This is a genomic window from Archangium sp. (assembly GCF_045802675.1).
Taxonomy (GTDB): Bacteria; Myxococcota; Myxococcia; order Myxococcales; family Myxococcaceae; genus Archangium.
Genome location: NZ_JBJMQO010000059.1, coordinates 61,006 through 76,747, shown reverse-complemented (window position 1 = coordinate 76,747; position 15,742 = coordinate 61,006). Strand labels below are relative to the sequence as shown.

General features: G+C 69.1%; 11 protein-coding genes. 3 read left to right on the top strand and 8 right to left on the bottom strand.

Annotated features, from left to right (window positions below; all coding sequences use genetic code 11):
• Positions 1-242: 242 nt before the first annotated feature.
• Complete coding sequence (locus tag ACJ8AN_RS17560; protein ID WP_407756531.1) at positions 243-911, bottom strand: inorganic pyrophosphatase; 669 nt, start codon at positions 909-911, stop codon at positions 243-245.
• A 15-nt stretch (positions 912-926) separates the two neighbouring features.
• Positions 927-1,913: an EF-P lysine aminoacylase EpmA gene (gene epmA / locus ACJ8AN_RS17555; protein WP_407756530.1), complete on the bottom strand. Its 987-nt coding sequence runs from the start codon at positions 1,911-1,913 to the stop codon at positions 927-929.
• Positions 1,914-1,943: 30 nt separating this feature from the next.
• Between epmA and ACJ8AN_RS17550 the strand changes: the two genes are divergently transcribed.
• Positions 1,944-3,971: a chromosome segregation protein SMC gene (locus ACJ8AN_RS17550; protein WP_407756529.1), complete on the top strand. Its 2,028-nt coding sequence runs from the start codon at positions 1,944-1,946 to the stop codon at positions 3,969-3,971.
• A gap of 46 nt (positions 3,972-4,017) precedes the next feature.
• On the opposite strand, the gene ACJ8AN_RS17545 is transcribed toward ACJ8AN_RS17550, so the two are convergent.
• The 6 genes from ACJ8AN_RS17545 to ACJ8AN_RS17520 form a co-directional block, all read right to left on the bottom strand.
• Complete coding sequence (locus ACJ8AN_RS17545; RefSeq protein WP_407756528.1) at positions 4,018-6,756, bottom strand: hypothetical protein; 2,739 nt, start codon at positions 6,754-6,756, stop codon at positions 4,018-4,020.
• The gene (locus ACJ8AN_RS17540) at positions 6,753-7,880 is read right to left on the bottom strand and encodes an exonuclease SbcCD subunit D (RefSeq protein ID WP_407756527.1); all 1,128 of its coding nucleotides are present in this window, start codon (positions 7,878-7,880) and stop codon (positions 6,753-6,755) included. The genes ACJ8AN_RS17545 and ACJ8AN_RS17540 overlap by 4 nt, the downstream gene beginning before the upstream one ends.
• Before the next feature lie 218 nt (positions 7,881-8,098).
• Positions 8,099-9,163 carry an SPFH domain-containing protein gene (locus ACJ8AN_RS17535; RefSeq protein WP_407756526.1) on the bottom strand — a complete coding sequence of 355 codons (1,065 nt, stop codon included), beginning with the start codon at positions 9,161-9,163 and terminating at the stop codon, positions 8,099-8,101.
• A 183-nt stretch (positions 9,164-9,346) separates the two neighbouring features.
• Positions 9,347-10,147, bottom strand: a complete 801-nt coding sequence (locus ACJ8AN_RS17530) for an ABC transporter permease subunit (RefSeq protein WP_407756525.1) — start codon at positions 10,145-10,147, stop codon at positions 9,347-9,349.
• A 3-nt stretch (positions 10,148-10,150) separates the two neighbouring features.
• Positions 10,151-11,068: an ABC transporter ATP-binding protein gene (locus ACJ8AN_RS17525; protein WP_407756524.1), complete on the bottom strand. Its 918-nt coding sequence runs from the start codon at positions 11,066-11,068 to the stop codon at positions 10,151-10,153.
• Entirely contained in the window at positions 11,065-13,380 is a 2,316-nt protein-coding gene (locus tag ACJ8AN_RS17520; RefSeq protein ID WP_407756523.1) for an ArnT family glycosyltransferase, read from the bottom strand. Before ACJ8AN_RS17520 ends, ACJ8AN_RS17525 begins: the two co-directional genes overlap by 4 nt.
• Before the next feature lie 226 nt (positions 13,381-13,606).
• Between ACJ8AN_RS17520 and ACJ8AN_RS17515 the strand changes: the two genes are divergently transcribed.
• Entirely contained in the window at positions 13,607-14,851 is a 1,245-nt protein-coding gene (locus ACJ8AN_RS17515; protein WP_407756522.1) for a hypothetical protein, read from the top strand.
• 12 nt (positions 14,852-14,863) lie between these two features.
• Complete coding sequence (locus ACJ8AN_RS17510) at positions 14,864-15,733, top strand: hypothetical protein (RefSeq protein ID WP_407756521.1); 870 nt, start codon at positions 14,864-14,866, stop codon at positions 15,731-15,733.
• Positions 15,734-15,742: the final 9 nt, after the last annotated feature.

The window sequence follows — 15,742 nt, the reverse complement described above, 5'->3', positions numbered from 1 at the left end:
GGCGGCGCGGCAGTGGGTAACCCCCATCTTCCTGCCGAAGTACACGTCCGAGAGTCTCAACTGGATTGAGGGCTTCTGGGGCCACACCAAGGACACCTTCTTCAGTCGCATGCTGACGAAGAAGCGCGACTCCTTCTATGCTCAGGCCGTCAGTCGCCTACAGCAGCTGAGCCGGCCCGGCGTGCTCCGGACTCTTCTCCGTCCTGCTCGCCGGACCCCTGAAAGAACTTAGTTCCTATGGCTTAGCTCTTGCGGGCGCGCGGCTTGTGCGGCGCCGGGCGCCCGTACACGCGCTGGTAGTCCTTCATGCTGCGCCGGATGATCTCGTGCGCCTCACTCTGGTCGTACATCTCCACGATCTCCACCGAGCGCTTCACCTCACTGGGAATCTGCTTGTAGGTGAGGAAGTAGTGCTTGAGACGCTCGACGAGGGCGGTCGGCAGTTGCGCCACGTGCTGCAGTGCCCCGTAGACGAGGTCCGACTCCAGCACGGCGATGATCTTGTCGTCGGCCTCCTTGCCGTCGACCATGCGGAAGCCGCCCACCGGAATCGCGTGCACCAGCAAGGCCCCGTTGGTGATGACCTTCTCCGTCAGCACGCAGATGTCGAGCGCATCGCCATCACCCTTGATGTCCTTGATGCCGGTGCGCTCGGCACAGCGCTTCGCCACCAACTCATCGCAGTACGTCTGGGGGATGAACCCGTAGAGCGTGGGGCACTGGCTGGAGAACCGCTGCGGCCGGTCCAACCGGAGGATGCCTGTCTCCTTGTCCAGCTCGTACTTCACCGTGTCGGTGGGGACGATCTCGATGTAGGCGGTGACGATCTCGGGAGCCTCCTCACCCGGCGAGACGCCATGCCAGGGGTGGGCTTGCGAGGAGTAGGGCTGCGGCTGCTTCTTCGTGGCCATATCGCGTCTTCCACTTCAAACGAATTCATGTGCCGGGAAGAGGAGGACATCGGAGATGCTCTCCACGCCCAGCAACAGCATCAGGATACGATCCAACCCCACGGCGATGCCCGCCGAGGGCGGCATGCGCCCTACCGCGTCGAGGAACCGCTCGTCCAGTGGATAGACGGCCCGCCCGGACTTGCGCCGGAACTCCTGCTCCTCTACCAGACGGGCCCGCTGCTCCACCGCGTCCGTCAGCTCGGAGAAGCCGTTGGCCAGCTCCAGGCCCTTCGCGTACAGCTCCGTGCGCTCGGCCACCGTGGGATCCTCGGGCTTGAGCCTCGCCAGTGAAGCCATGGAAGCGGGGTACTCCGTCAGGTAGGTGGGCCGGTCCCAACCCAGCTTCCCCTCCACCTTCTGCAGGAAGAGGTGGAAGAAGACGTCATCGAAGCTCGTGGCGTCCCCGGTGCGCACCCCGGCCGCCTCCGCCGCCCGCTTCAGTGAGAGCCCATCCGCATGGGCCCTCAAGTCGACGCCCGTTTCCCGCAGCACCGCGTCGCGCACCGACAGCCGCTCGTAGGGCGTGCGGGTGAAGAAGCCATCGCCCCCCACCGTCCGGTCCGCCTCGGCCAGGGCGCCCTCCAGGTCCGCCATGATGGCGTGGTAGTCCGCCCGCGGCCGGTAGAACTCCAGCAGGGTGAACTCGGGGTTGTGCGTCCGCGACACCTCCCCGTTGCGGAACACCTTGCAGATTTGAAACAGGGGCCCCGCCCCGTCGGCGAGCAGCCGCTTCATGGCGTACTCGGGGCTGGTGTGCAGGTAGAGCGGGCGGCGCTGCCCCACGTCCGTCTCGGGGACGAAGGGGGCCTCGAAGGCGGTGATGTGGGGCTCCATCCCCGGGGTGGGGACGAGCAGCGGCGTGTCCACCTCGAGGTAGCCGAGCTGGGTGAAGAAACGGCGGAGGGCTCCGTAGAGTGCCTGCCGGGCGGCGGCCGAGCGCCACTGGAGTTGATTGGGCATGAGCGCCGCGGAAGTTACATTGCGCTTCCCATGCGCCCAAGGCTTCCCGCACTCGTCCTCCTCTTCGGCCTCAGCTCCCTCGGCGGGTGCGTCAACACCAAGGCTTCCACCGCCCCCCTCACCGAGGCGAAGAAACAGGCCAACGAGGTGGCCCAGCTCGCCACCGAGGCCGAGGCCCTGCTCAAGGCGCAGGACCTGCTGGTGTGGCGCTATTGGGCCGAGGGCGCCAAGGCGGACATGGCCTCCACGTACGTGGGCAAGGAGGCGCTCTTCAGCCTCGACAACATCCGGAAGATCGACCGGGTGCGCCAGCGCACCACGGACGCGCGCGAGCTGCGCGCCCTCACCGCGCTCCAGTCCCACTTCGCCGGCGAGTACCTCGCCCAGCAGCTCGCCGAGGAGAACGACACCCTCGCGGCCCTGGAGGCCTCGCTGAGCTTCCAGGTGGAGGGCCGGGACGTGCGCTGGCACGACCTGGAGCGGCAGCTGGCCAACGAGCGCAGCGCGCCCAAGCGCAAGGCCCTCTACACCGCGGCCACGCCCGCGCTGGAGCGGCTCAACCTGGTGCTGCGCAAGCGCGAGGAGCGCATGGAGCTGATGCTGCGCGAGCTGGGCTACACCTCGTACGAGTCCTTCGGCGGCGAGCTGCGGCAGACGGACCTGGGCCGGCTGGCCCTGCTGGCCGAGGAGGTGCTCCAGGCCACCGAGGCGCCCTACAAGGAAGTGATGGAGCGGCTCTCGCAGCGCGAGCTGGGCATGCCCTTCACGAGCCTCACCCGGGCGGACCTGCCGCGCCTGTTCCGCCCCCGCGAGGTGGACGGCTTCTTCCCCAAGAGCGAGCTGCTGCTGCGCGCGCACGGCACGCTGGCGGGGATGGACATCGACCTGGGCGAGATGAAGAACGTGCGCATCGACGCGCGCGATGACGTGAAGCGCAAGAGCTCGCGCCCGCTGGCGCTGGGCATCGAGGTGCCCGGGGACGTGCGGCTGTCGGTGCGGCCCGTCGAGGGCGCGCTGGAGCAGGCGCGGCTGATGCACGAGGTTGGCCACGCGCTGCACTACGCCTTCACCAAGGAGTCACGCTTCGAGCTGGCGAAGCTCGGCAACACCACCGTCACCGAGGCGTACGCGGCCCTCTTCGAGGACCTCGCGGAGGACCCCGTGTGGCTGGAGGAGCACGTGGGGCTGACGGGCAAGGACCGCGCCGCGTACCTGGCCGCGACGAGCGCCCACAAGCTGTTCCTCATCCGCCGCGCCGCGGGCAAGCTGCTCTACCAGCTCGCGCTGCACCGGCAGCAGGAGGAGGCGGTGGACGCGCGCGAGCTGTACAAGGCCATCATCGAGCGCGTGGACGAGATGCCCGCCACGGACGACGACGTCGCGCGCTACGCGGTGGAGCAGGAGGACTTCTTCCAGTCCGCGGACAACTTCCGCGCGTGGTTCCTCGCCGGCCAGCTCCAGGGCCAGCTCAAGGCGCGCTTCGGCCCGGCCTGGTGGCACGAGCCGGAGTCCGGCAAGTTCCTCCGGGAGCTGTGGAGCCACGGCAATGCGCTCTCCGCGCGCGAGGTGGCCGAGGCCATGGGCGAGAAGGGCATCGCCCCGGATGTGCTCCTGCTGCGGCTCGGCACCACGCTGGGCGTGCCCATCAAGCTGGGCGCCCATGACGAGGGCGAGGCCCCGGCGCAGGAGGCCCCGCGGCCCACCGCCCCGGACTCTCCCGAGAACACCCCGGCGGCTGACTCCGAGACTCCGGCCCAGGAGCCCGCTCCGGCGGTGCCCGCTGCCACGCCCAGGAGCGAGTCCGCGCCCACGGCTCCGGCTCCAAAGCTGACCTCGGCGGCGGCTTCGGCCTCGAAGAAGACGGTGGCGGCCTCGAAGACGGCCTCGGCGAAGAAGCCGCTCTCCGCGAAGGCCCGCATCTCAAAGGCCTCGAAGCTCCGGAAGGCCGCGACCCGGCACGCCCGCTCCGTGAAGAGCACCGAGGCCACGGCCCTCCGGAAGCACGAAGGCTCCCGCCCGGAACACGGACGGAAGCCTCGCGGTAAGAAAACCTACTGACTCCCTGGGCGCGCGCCTGCTTGCCGCAGGCCACCGCTCCGGTGGCCTACCGTGACTCCTGGACGAGCGCCCCGAGGTCGAACTCCTTCATGCCCCTGAGGGTGCGGTAGCGCTCCGGGAAGGCCGTGAGGATGAGCACCTGGAGCGTGTCCCCCGCGTTCTCGATGAGCTCCAATGCGCGCCGGTGCCGGGCGGCATCCGTGTTGACCAGCGCATCGTCCAGGACGACCAACTGCGGCTCCGGCCGGGGGCCTCGCGTGGACAACAGCCCACCGAGCGCCAGTCGCAGGGCGAACAGCGTCTGCTCCTGCGTTCCCCAGGAGAAGCACTCCAGGGGCTTCGGACCCGCGGAGGTCTGCATCTGGGCCTCACTGAACTCGGGGTCCAAGACGAGGCGCTCTGGACGGCCACCTCCGCGCATGTGCTCCAGGCGGGAGTGGATCTCCTGCTCGATGGGGCCCACGAACGTCCGGCTCACCTGCTCCTGCCAGGCCTGCGCCAGTGAGCGCAGGCTCTCGGCAGCCCGCGCCCGCGTTTGGATGAGCCGGTACCGCTCCTTCGCCAGTGCCAGCCGCTCCTCCGCCTCGCAGAGCTGGGAGTACAAGCCATCCGCCGCCGCCTGGTCGAGCAACGTCTGCGCGCGGATGATCTTCTCCTGGGCCTTCGTCTCCGCGTCCGCGACGCGCGTCAGTGCTTCCTGGAGCTGTCGCTGCCGCGTCGATGCGCGCTCCTCGGGGCGGGGAAGCTGGGCCCGCAGCCCCTTGAGCATGTTCTCCAGGCGCTCCAGTTCCGCCCCCGCCTGCTCGACCTCCGCACCGAGCTGTTCGAGCGACTTCCCCAAGGCGCCGAGCTGGGACTGCAGCTCCAAATCCAACGTCCGGGCATTCTCGTTCGCGGCATCGCGCTCCTGGGTAAGGTCGCGCAGGTGCTGCTCCGCCTCCGCGTGCGCGGTCTTGGCGTCATCTCGCGCCTTCTCCCGGCTCTTCAGCTCGCGTTTGCAGACCTTCGCCTCCTCCGTGAGGACCGAGACCTCGGGGAACCGGTAGGTGGCCAGCGCCTCCACGGCCAGGCCGAGTTGCGCGGCCCTGGCGCCGATTTCCCCCGCCGTCTTGCGCTGATTCTCCTGGAGGGCCTCGACGCTCTCGACCCCAGCCGTCTCCAGGAAGGTGTTCAACGCGCTCTCGTGCTTCTGCTGTTCCTGGAGTTGGACCTGCTGGGCCTCCCACGCCTCGCGCAGTCCGGCGAGGTTCTCGACGCCCTGCTCGTGAAGGCGGCGCGCCAATTCCTTGCAGTGTTTCTCGACCTCGGCCTGGAGCTTGCCAATCTCCTCCGCCCCGGTGCGCACGCTCAGCAGGCCCACGCCCTTGATGCGCAGCCCTCCAGCGCTCACGCCCGCGAAGACCTTCCGCTCGTCCTTGGAGACCTTGTGCCGGGTGGTATGGCCCTGGGCTTCCCACTCGAGGTTCTGCGGGCTCTCGGCCGAGAAGACGACCTCGATGCCCTGGGCCTCCAGCCGGGCCTGGGCCTGCTCCAGCTTGCGCTGCACGTCCTCCGTGCGCTTGATGTCAGCCGTGGACAACACCCTGGTCGCCCCCGGCTTGTGCCGGTTGTTCTCCACGGCCTTTTCCAGGCGCGCCCCCTGCTTGAGGAGTCCCTCCAGCTTGCGATGGGACTCCAACAAGTCCCGGGCCCCTTCCAGGAGCCGTCCCCGGTCCAGCCGCTGCTCGGCCTTTTCCACCTCTCCCTGCTGGACCGTGTACCGCTCCGTGGAGTCCTGGAGCGATTGCGCCGTGAGGGCGCGCGCCCGCTGCGCCTCCTGGACGGAGGGCTCCTTCTGCTTCGCGACGGCCCTGTGGTGGGCCACCTTTCGCTGGAGCGCGATCAGGTCTCGCTGCTTCTGATCGAGGGTCTGCCGGAGCTGGCGCTGGCGCTCGACGTCCTTCTCCCGAAGCGCGAGTTGCTGCTCCACCTTCGCCTCCTCCGCGATGCGCTCCCGCAGGCTGGCGAGCTGCCGCGCGTAGTCCTCCTTCTCCTGGGCAAGGGACGACAGGGTGTGCTGCGTGTCCGAGATGTCCTCGGCGAATTGCGCGGTCTGCTCCTTGCGCTGGAGCAGCCGCACGACCTCCGCCTCGAGGAGCCGGACCTGCTCCTCCTGCTCGAGCAGGTCGCTGCCAGCGACGGGCTTGCCCGTCTTCGGCGTATAGAACTGGCGGTAGACGCCCTCGATGGACCTCAACAGCGACTGCTCCTCGTCACTCAGGGCCGCGACGCCGACGGTCTCCAACAGCCGGGACTTGAGCGGAGTATCCAGGGAAGGAAGGACATGGCGCTCGGGCGTCTGATTCAACCAGAGCAGGCGTGCCAGCCCCCAATGCCCCACCTTGGTCGCGCCGTTACCCGGCACGCTGGAGGCGAGGAAGCCGCGGACGAGCTCATCCGCCTGCTGCGAGTCGGCGAGTCGCTCGAAGCGGCTTCCCGTCCACTCCTCCAACAGGCTGGAGGCATCTTCCAGGAAGGCCTTCTCCAACCGGAAGCGCTTACCGGCCGTCTCGAACTCCAGGGTGATACGTGGAGAGAGCGTCGTCTGCCAGGGACGCAGTTGCTGAATCTCCCGGTCCTTCGTCGAGTAGCGATCGAAGAGGGCTCGCGCGACGGCGAGGATGAGACTCGACTTGCCCGTCTCGTTGGGAGCGTGGATGACGTGGACGCCCGTGCCCAGACCGGAGAGTTCCACCGGGTTGCGGAAGCAACGGAAGTGCTGGACGTGAAGCCTGCGCAGAATCATTTCCACACCTCCATCACCAACTCCGTGAGCAACTGCCGGGTCGCTAGCTTGACGGCATCCGGCGCTGCCGACGGCGTGGCCACCGCAGGCCCGCCCAGTTCCCCCAACAGCGAGGAGAGGAGGCTGCTCGACGCGGCGAGCTCCGCGAGCCGCCCTTCCGCTTCGGCGCGGGGCACATCGTTGCGCTCCATGCCGACATGGAGGAACCCCTTGCCCAGCAGCGAGTCCTCGAGCCCGCGCAACAACGAGGAGTCGTCATCCAACGAGGTGCCCGTGGTGCGAATCCGCAGGAGGGTCTTCTCCGGATGGGGTAGGTCCGCCACGAGGCTGCGGGCGCGAGCCACCTCCTGCCCGGCTCCCTGACTCAAGTCCAACTCCAGGCTCCGCCACGACAGCGAGCCCGTGGAGATGGGCGTCAGCCGGGGCATGGCGCCGCGCGAGGCGATCTCCACCAACAGCGCCTGGCCCGAGCCGTCCTCACCGAATTTCGTCGTCTCGTGGGCACCGCAGTAGGCCGTCCGCCCCTCGTGGATGTACTGCCCGTGCCAGTGACCGAGAGCCAGGTAGTCGAGGCCGCTCCGGGCCACCGCATCCAGGGCAATGGGGAAATCATCCGCGGCGTACTTGCGCTCAATGCGCAGCGAGCCGTGCGCCACGCCGATACGGATGGCGTCCAGGTCCGCCTGCGCCGTCCACCCGGCGGTTGGATCCTTCATGCCCTTCTTCTGACGCAGTGGGGCGGGAAGAAGGACCGCGTTCGTCTCGGGAATGGGCACGGCGGCGTCCCCGTCCAGAATGATGACGTGCCCGGGGCGCTGCCTCCAGGAGGCTCGCCGGTAGATGGAATCCGGGGTCAGTGCATCATGGTTGCCGGGGAGCACGTACACCGGGACACGGGACTCCGCGAGCACCGCCACGACCTCGTGGACGAGTCGATCCTCGACGAAGTTGTCTTCGAAAATGTCGCCCGCGAGGACCACGCCATCCACACTCTGGCTGTTGGCCGTGCGGATGACCTTGCGAGCGGCCTCCAGCCTCGCCTTGCGGACCTCGGCAGCCACGAGCGCCACGTGCTGCGCCCGAAGACCCATCTGCCAGTCCGCCGAATGAAGAATCCTGACCATGTACCCCCCGCGGACCCGGAGCACCGCGCCCCGGGTGCCCTCCAGCATGGGAGGGCAACTTCCCGGAGACCTTATAGGTAGCGTTGCGCTCCGGAAATACCCCGTGGGGAGTACGTGCCCACGACGAGCTCGCCCTGGTCCTCCGAAAGCACGCAGGCCCCCGCCCGGAACACGGACGGAGGCCTCGGGGTACAGCGGGCGATTTCAGATGCCTGGGACTACAGCAGCTTCATCAGCTCGGCGCGCTTGGCGTTGTACTCCTCGTCGGAGAGCACGCCCGCGTCCTTCAGCTCCTTGATCTCCTTGAGCCGCTGCGCCGGGCTGCGCGTGTCCGCCGCCGGAGCCGCCGCGGGAGGAGGCTGCTGCTGCTGATTCTGCGGGTGCTGCTGCTGCTGATTCTGCTGCTGCTGGTTGGAGAACATCTGGGCCATGCCGAAGCCCATGCCCATCCCCATGCCCTGCAGCGCACCGTCGGAGCCGCCACCGCCCTTGGCCATGCCCTCGGAGGCGCCGAGCATCGCCTGACCCTGCGCGTACTGCTGGAAGCCGCCCGCCAGACGCGAGTACGCCACGTCCTTCGACAGCTTCTTCAGCGTCGCCTCGTCCTCCTCCTTGATGCTGACGTGGAAGTTGCCCATCCGCACCACGGTCATGCCGTAGCTGTCCACGTGGGGCTTGAGACCGGCGATCACCTCGGTCTCGATCTCCTCCGTGTACGCGCCGCTCGTCACGTCCAGCAGCGGCCAGCGCTTCTTCACCAGCAGCTCGGCGATGCGATCGCGCGTCACCTTGAGCACCTGGTTCTTGAACCAGCCCACGAAGTCCGCGTTGCCCGTGCGGCCCATGCCCACCAGGCCCACCACGAGCTTCTCCGGCTCCGTCACCCGGATGGAGAAGTCGCCGTACACCATGGTGCCGATGCCCAGCCCCGTCTCCGGGTCGCGCACGTCACCGATGGGGCCGCCGAACTTCAGGCCCGTGAACTCGCGCGTGGAGACGAAGAACACCTCGGCGATGAACAGGTTGCCGCCAGTGAAGCCCTCGAGCAGCCGCGACAGGAACGGGATGTTGCTCGTGTCGAGCTGGTGCCGGCCCGGTCCCAGCTTGCCCTCCACCTTCCCGTCCTTGACGAAGAGAGCGACCTCGTCGGCATCGACGGTGAGCTGGGTGAGCATCCGGATGTTCTTCTCCGGATACTTGTAGACAATCTCGCCCTTCGCCTCGTCAGCGCGCGCAATGAAGTTGCGCTTCGTCTCGTCCTTGATCGTACCGAAGAATCCCATCGTGCTTTCGTCGCCTCCAGAGACCGCGTCGACTACCGGGGGCCCACGCCGCCTACCCCTCTAACGCATAGCGACCGGGCCCATTGCATGCCCGCCGATCGCCCTGCCCCCGGCCTGCTCCAGGAACATGCCAGAGGTTGCGCACCCTTGGCCAGTCAACCCGGCAGGCGATGGTCCGCCCGGCTACCCCCAGCGGCTGATGAGGCGCTCGCGGTCCAGCAGGCGCAGGCTCGCCCACAGCAGCACCGCGTCGAGCAGCAGCACCACCGCGCCCTGCACGGCGTAATAGGCCGGCCCTGCGTTCAAGACGCCCGCCACCTGGCCGCCCACCAGCCCCACGAACGGCAGCACCACGAGCGCGGAGATCTGCTGGGCGGTGCGTGCCTCGGCCACGCGCGCGGAGATGAGCACCGCCACGCCGTTGCCGAAGAAGGCGAAGGGCGGCGCCAGCACGAGCACCCCGAAGAGCCACAGCGTGCTGGGCATCATCAGGCCCTGGCCCAGGGGCCACGCCACCACGTCCACGCCGATGCACAGCAGCACGAAGGCCAGCCAGGTGATGATGATCGCCGGCACCAGCGAGGCCAGGCTCTTGCCGGCCACCAGCTCCATGGCCGTCACCGGCGAGGCCAGCAGCGGCTCCAGCGTGCGCCGCTCCTTCTCCCCCGCCACGCTCTGCGAGGAGATGAGGATGGGGACGAACACCGGCATCACCAGGAACATGCCGAACCAGTCCAGCAGCGTGCGCTCCACCAGGAAGCGGCCCGCGTTGGCGCCCAGCGGCAGCGTCGAGTCGTAGTAGAGGGCGATGACGCGCAGGTTGGCGTCGTTCGGGTCTCTCACGTACGTCCAGACGACGATCATCGGCACGATGACCAGGACCATCGGCAGCGCCACCATGGCGGCCAGCAGCGAGGGCGTCTTGCGCAGGTCCAGGAAGTCCTTCCAGAAGACGGCCAGCGCGCGCCGGGGACGAAACGCCATGGGTTACACCCTCCCCTCGCGGATGAGCTCCAGGTAGACCTCCTCGAGCGGGCGCTGGGCCGGCACCGCGCTGTGCACGCGCGCTCCCGCCCCCACCAGACACGCCACCACGTCCGGGGCGTGCTCCTCGTCGGCCAGCATCACCCGCAGCCGCGCGCCCTCGGCGAGCACGTTGGGCGCGAAGGGCAATGCGCGCAGGGACTCGACGAAACGATCCGCCTCGCCCTCCACCCGCACGTCCAGCGCACTGCCCGCGCGCCGCAGCTCCTTCACGGGCGCCATGGCCAACAGCCGCCCCTTCACCACCGCCACCCGCGTGCACAACCGCTCCACCTCGGCCAGGTTGTGCGAGCACAGCACGATGGTGCGCCCCTCCGCCGCCAGCTCCGCCACCGCGTCGCGCACGGTGCGCGCCGACTCGGGGTCCAGGCCGCTCGTGGGCTCGTCCAGGAAGATGACCTTGGGGTCGTGCACCAGCGTGCGCACGATGGCCAGCTTCTGCCGCATGCCCTTGGAGAAGCTCCCGCAGGGGTCGTTCTCCCGGCCCGCCAGCCCGAAGCGCTCCAGGTAGGTATTGACGCGCGGCCACACGGCGCGCTCGTCCAGCTCGTGCAGCTTCATGAAGAAGCGCAGGTTGTCGCGAGCGCTCAGCCGCTCATAGAGGCCGGGCTGCTCGGTGAGCAGGCCCACCACGCGGCGCAGGGCTTCGCCATCGGTGCGCACCGAGTGGCCCCACACGCGCGCCTCGCCCTCCGAGGGCTGGAGGAGGCCGGTGAGCATGCGCACCGTGGTCGTCTTCCCCGCGCCGTTGGGCCCGAGCAGACCGAACACCTCTCCGGGGCGGACGTCGAAGGTCAGCCCCTCCACCGCGGTGCGGGCGCCGAAGCGCTTGGCGAGGCCCTGAACGGAGATGCCGCTCAATCGATCGTTACCAGGACGAACTTGTTGTTGATGTCGCGATCGATGACGGTGATGACCTTGTCGGCACCCGCGGCCTGCTTCAGCAGTCCGAGCCGGTTGTGCTCGACGAGGGCCCACTCTCGGCCGGGCTGGTCGACGAAGGGCTTGAGCTTGGGCACCTCGCGGATCTGCTTCACCTGGTTGCGCGAATAGAACGTCTCGCCGCGCCAGTTCATCATGAAGGCGGTGATGGGCTCGTCCGGCTTGCGCTGGGCGTAGTAGCGCCAGAAGAGGTCTCGCTGCGTCCAGTGGTGGGACAGGTCCACCCAGTGGCCCCAGTTGAACCAGAGGGCGAAGCCGGCCGCGAGCGCCCAGAAGGTGCCATACAGCATCACCCGGTGGCGCTGAATGGCCGCCACCACGGCGATGACGCCCGCCACGGCGAAGGCGAAGCCCATGGCCATCTTCACGTTGACGGGCTCGGAGAGGGACTTGAGGAACGAGTCGCTCGCCGCCGACATGCGCAGGCCGCGCACGGTGGCCATGGCGCCCACCAGCAGCAGGCCCGAGGCGAACACCCACAGCCCGGTGCGCGAGTCCGCGTCCGCCCGGTTCGCCTGCCACGCCACCCAGACGCCCACGAGGAACAGGGCCACGCCCACGGCGGGAGTCGCGGGCAGCGAGCCGGCCGAGCCCATGGGCACGAGCAAGGCCCCGCCCACGGCCAGGCACAAGAGCGCCACGGCGCGCGCGGACGCCGAGCCCTGGGACTTCTTCTGGAAGACGCCCACGGAGAGCCAGGCGCCCACGGCGAGCAGCACCAGCGTCATCAGGTCTCCCACCCAGAGCGGGCGGGAGGCGAACATGGCGATGGGTTTGGTGACGAGCTCGGTGGGGTACGGCCGGTCGTAGTTGTAGACGAAGAGGTCGGTGAAGTCCTTCGGGTTGTTGGCCAGGTCATGGCCCACGAGGATGAAGAGGATGAGCCCGAAGACGAGGCTCATCGCGTGGGTGGAGATGCCCTCTTCCCAGAGCTTGTCCACGAAGAGGGCGATGAGGATGGCCAGGCCCGGCAGCACCGGGAAGACGTAGTGGTGGAACTTGGTGGCCGAGGAGGACAGCAGGAAGAAGGAGAAGGCCACCCAGAGCGCGGCGATGAGGGCCAGGTGGTCCGCCTTGTCGCGCGAGCGCATGCGCAGCCGGGACACGACGGCGAAGGCCCCCGGCACCAGCGCCACCCAGGGGAAGATGGCGAAGCCGCCCTGCTCGATGAAGTAGACGAAGGAGCCGCCCGGCGTGGTGGTGTGCACGCCCGCGCTCAGGCGGTTGAGGTGGTCGTGGATGAAGAAGCGGTACCAGAAGAGATTGCTCTCGTCGTCCACGCCGTCGAAGAGGCACATGACGAGGTACCAGGGCACGGCCACCGCGAAGAACACGAGCACGCCCGTGCCCAGCTTCATCTTGTACATCTGCGCCCACAGCACCGGCATGGGCTGCTTGCCCTCGCGCACCTCGGCGCGGAAGGAGCGCTCGAGCAGCCAGCGCAAGTGCGCGTTGAGGCTCTTCGCATCGTAGGGGATGACGGCGAAGAGGGCGTAGAGGATGAGGATGACGGCCGGCAGGCCCACGCCCAGCAGGCCCTTGGCCAGGGTGGACAGGCCCGCGAAGACGTAGAAGGCGTACCACCAGCCGGCGCGGTGCTTCGTGGTCTCGTCGAGCTGGCCGATGAGCGCGCACGCCATGGCGCACACCAGCGTGGTGACGAAGGGGGTGTCCGTCACGGCCTGCCGGGTGAGCAGGAAGTAGAGCGGCATGGTGGCCAGCACGAAGCCCGTGGCCAGGCCCGCGCGCCGGTTCACCACCCGCGCCACCGCGAGCGACAGCAACGACACCGCGGCGATGCTCAGCAGGGCGAAGGGCAGCCGCATGCCCCACTCGGTGTAGAGCCCGAGCGCCCCTTCGGTGCGCATCGTCCCCACCACCTCCATGCCCAGCGCCTGCATCCACATGGTGAGCGCCGGCTTGGAGAAGAACCACGCGTTCTCCCAGAAGGGGAACACGTAGTCGCGGCGCTGGATCATCTCGCGCGCCACCTCGCCGTAGTGCGTCTCCCAGGGATCCCACAGGCCCACCGCGCCCAGGTAGGGGATGAAAAGCAGCGCGGAGAACACCGCCGTCGCCAACGCCACGCGCAGCGACGGCTCCAGCGTCATCCAGCGCTTCGCCCAGGACTCCTGGTGGATACCCTTGCCGAGGACGGCCTCGGTGAGGGTCTGCGGCTCCTGCTGCTCAGCTCCGTTGCTCGACACGGGGAAACACGCCTCCGTCCGCATGGGCCCGCGCTCCTCGCACGGGTCGCGGCCTTATATCCCTGCCCTCCGCTCCGGTCGACCTCCGCCAGGGCCCGGGTGCGTGCAGTCTGCCGCGCATCGTGCCCCGGGCTGCACACCTGTTTGCACACCTCGCACTCGCCGGGCTGGTCTCCAGGCGGGGGCATGTGTCTTGAATCTCCCAGCTCGCCCACCCCGCGCACCGCGGGGCCCCCCGGGAGGCCCGCTCATGATGACCGCCGTGCTCCTCGCCGTCCTGCTCTCCCAGACCGCGAGCACCGAGCCTCCTCCGGAAGCCGGGACTCCCCCCGCGCGGAGCACCCCGACGCTCGCTCCCCCGCAGTCTCCCCTGCCCGTCATGACCTATGGGCAGACCACCTGGTGCGCCACACTCGCGCCGTCGACCCAGGTGCCCTCGGGCGGCTACCGGGTGCAATGCGACGACAAGACCCGGCGCTGCCTCGCCGCGCCCGTGCATGAGTTGGAGGTGGATGGCACGGAGAGTGACCGGTTCCTCGAGCGCGTCACGCCCTGCACCGCCGACCTCAGCCAGCTCCGCATGTACATGGCCGGGGACTACACCTTCGAGCCCGCCAGCGCCGAGGCCCCCGCCGGTTGGTACCGCGACGAGCACGGCCGGGTGATGCAGTTCAACTTCGACCTGCACCGGCGCGTCTGGCTCGGCGGGGCGTGGGCCCCCCTGTGGCGCCAGGACGAGGGGCGCACCTTCTCGCGGGGCCGGGTGGACTTCGGCATCATCACCGAGTTTCCCAGTGACGAATCGGATCGGATGCACCGCATCACCCTGCTCGACACCAGGCTGGTGCTCGGCCAGCAGTCGTCGATCGACGCCACGCTGCTGCGCTACGACACCAACATGCGGCCGGAAACGCCACTCGTGAGGGTGACCACCTTCGTCGGCAAGCCCCGCCGCCACGACTTCACCTTCGACATGGGCACGTGGCTGGAGGTGCTGCGCCTGGAGCAACTCCGCCGCTCCGGCACCGAGGCCCTCTTCTACACCTTCGTCACCGGACACCTGACGCTGGACCTGTGGCACTCGCGCGACCTGACCTCGTACGTGCGCGTGCGTGCGGGCCCCTCGGTGGAGTACGACCGCTCGAACCACTTCTTCACGCTCGTCCCCGGCGCCGTGCTCGAGGGCGACTTCACCCTCGACGCCAATGGCTTCCACCACCTCACCTTCGGGGCCGAGGCGGAGAAGATCTACCTCGGCGAGGCGGTGGAGGGCCGCCCGATGGACCCGGAGCGGCTGCGGGTGCGCGCCGGCTATGAGCTCATCCTCCTGGCCTTCAACGATCAGCCCCTGAGCCTCGTGCTCGACGGGCGGGGCCAGTGGCGCAACGACATCCCGGACGTGGCCAACGTCTGGGAGTGGTCCGTCCAGACGGGCCTGCGCTTCTCGCTGTGGGCGCCGCCCCGCCGCTCCGCTCCCGCCGCGGCCTCTCACTGAGGAAGGCCCGGGATGCTCGCCCTCGCACTCGCCCTGCTGCTCTCCAACGCCCCCGCGCAGGAGGAGTCGTGTACCGGATGGACCGAGACCCGTGATGCCTTCGCCACCTGCTTCGACCCGGGCAAGGGGCTGCTCGTCGGAGCCGGGGCACTCATGCGGGACGGAGAGGTCTCGCCCGAGCTCCGCACCGGCATCCTGGTGCGCACCGCGCGCATCAGCCGCAGCAAGGGCTCGCCATGGATCAACGCCCACCGGCTGCTCGTCACCGAGGCCCGCGGTGGCACCGCCCGGCGAGGGCTCACGAGCACCCTCTACGAGGGCAACCTGCGCCGCCACCTCGAGGAGGGCTTCATCCTCGTGCCCACCGCGCGCCCCGTGCGCATCCCCTTCCCGTTCGATCTCTCGATGGCCCTGCGTCTGGGCCACTACGAGCGCCGCGTCTGGGAGGGCCCGGGCTGGACGCTGGAGACGGGGCGCGCCGCGCTGCTGTTGGATCCGGTGCGCTCGCCCACGGCGCGGATGTGGCTCGGCGTGGGGCCCGCGGCGAGTCACACGGTGCGGTACTCGCGCGAGGGCACGGAGCACGAGCTGTCGCCCTTCACCTCGCTCCTGCTCGACGCGGGCTACGAGACGGAGGACGGAGCGTGGGTGGCTCGCGCCACGGCCCTCGCCGGGTGGACGGTGGAGCTCGATGGGACGACGCGCTTCCGGACCCGCGAGGAGGCGAGCCTCGAGCGGCTGCTGCTCGCGGTGAACGACCACCCGGTATGGCTGCGGCTCTCCGGGGAGCATGTGCACGCGGACGCGGGCATCGCCCGGAGGGACGAGTGGTCCGTTGGCCTCGGGCTCGCCCTGCGGGCCTGGAGCGCGCGGTGGTTGTGAGGAAGCCTC

What these genes read in the sequence shown, in the direction of transcription:
- ACJ8AN_RS17560 (WP_407756531.1), bottom strand. Translation starts at nt 911, where the DNA reads ATGGCCACGAAGAAGCAGCCGCAGCCCTACTCCTCGCAAGCCCACCCC.
- epmA (WP_407756530.1), bottom strand. Translation starts at nt 1,913, where the DNA reads ATGCCCAATCAACTCCAGTGGCGCTCGGCCGCCGCCCGGCAGGCACTC.
- ACJ8AN_RS17550 (WP_407756529.1), top strand. Translation starts at nt 1,944, where the DNA reads ATGCGCCCAAGGCTTCCCGCACTCGTCCTCCTCTTCGGCCTCAGCTCC.
- ACJ8AN_RS17545 (WP_407756528.1), bottom strand. Translation starts at nt 6,756, where the DNA reads ATGATTCTGCGCAGGCTTCACGTCCAGCACTTCCGTTGCTTCCGCAAC.
- ACJ8AN_RS17540 (WP_407756527.1), bottom strand. Translation starts at nt 7,880, where the DNA reads ATGGTCAGGATTCTTCATTCGGCGGACTGGCAGATGGGTCTTCGGGCG.
- ACJ8AN_RS17535 (WP_407756526.1), bottom strand. Translation starts at nt 9,163, where the DNA reads ATGGGATTCTTCGGTACGATCAAGGACGAGACGAAGCGCAACTTCATT.
- ACJ8AN_RS17530 (WP_407756525.1), bottom strand. Translation starts at nt 10,147, where the DNA reads ATGGCGTTTCGTCCCCGGCGCGCGCTGGCCGTCTTCTGGAAGGACTTC.
- ACJ8AN_RS17520 (WP_407756523.1), bottom strand. Translation starts at nt 13,380, where the DNA reads ATGCGGACGGAGGCGTGTTTCCCCGTGTCGAGCAACGGAGCTGAGCAG.
- ACJ8AN_RS17515 (WP_407756522.1), top strand. Translation starts at nt 13,607, where the DNA reads ATGATGACCGCCGTGCTCCTCGCCGTCCTGCTCTCCCAGACCGCGAGC.
- ACJ8AN_RS17510 (WP_407756521.1), top strand. Translation starts at nt 14,864, where the DNA reads ATGCTCGCCCTCGCACTCGCCCTGCTGCTCTCCAACGCCCCCGCGCAG.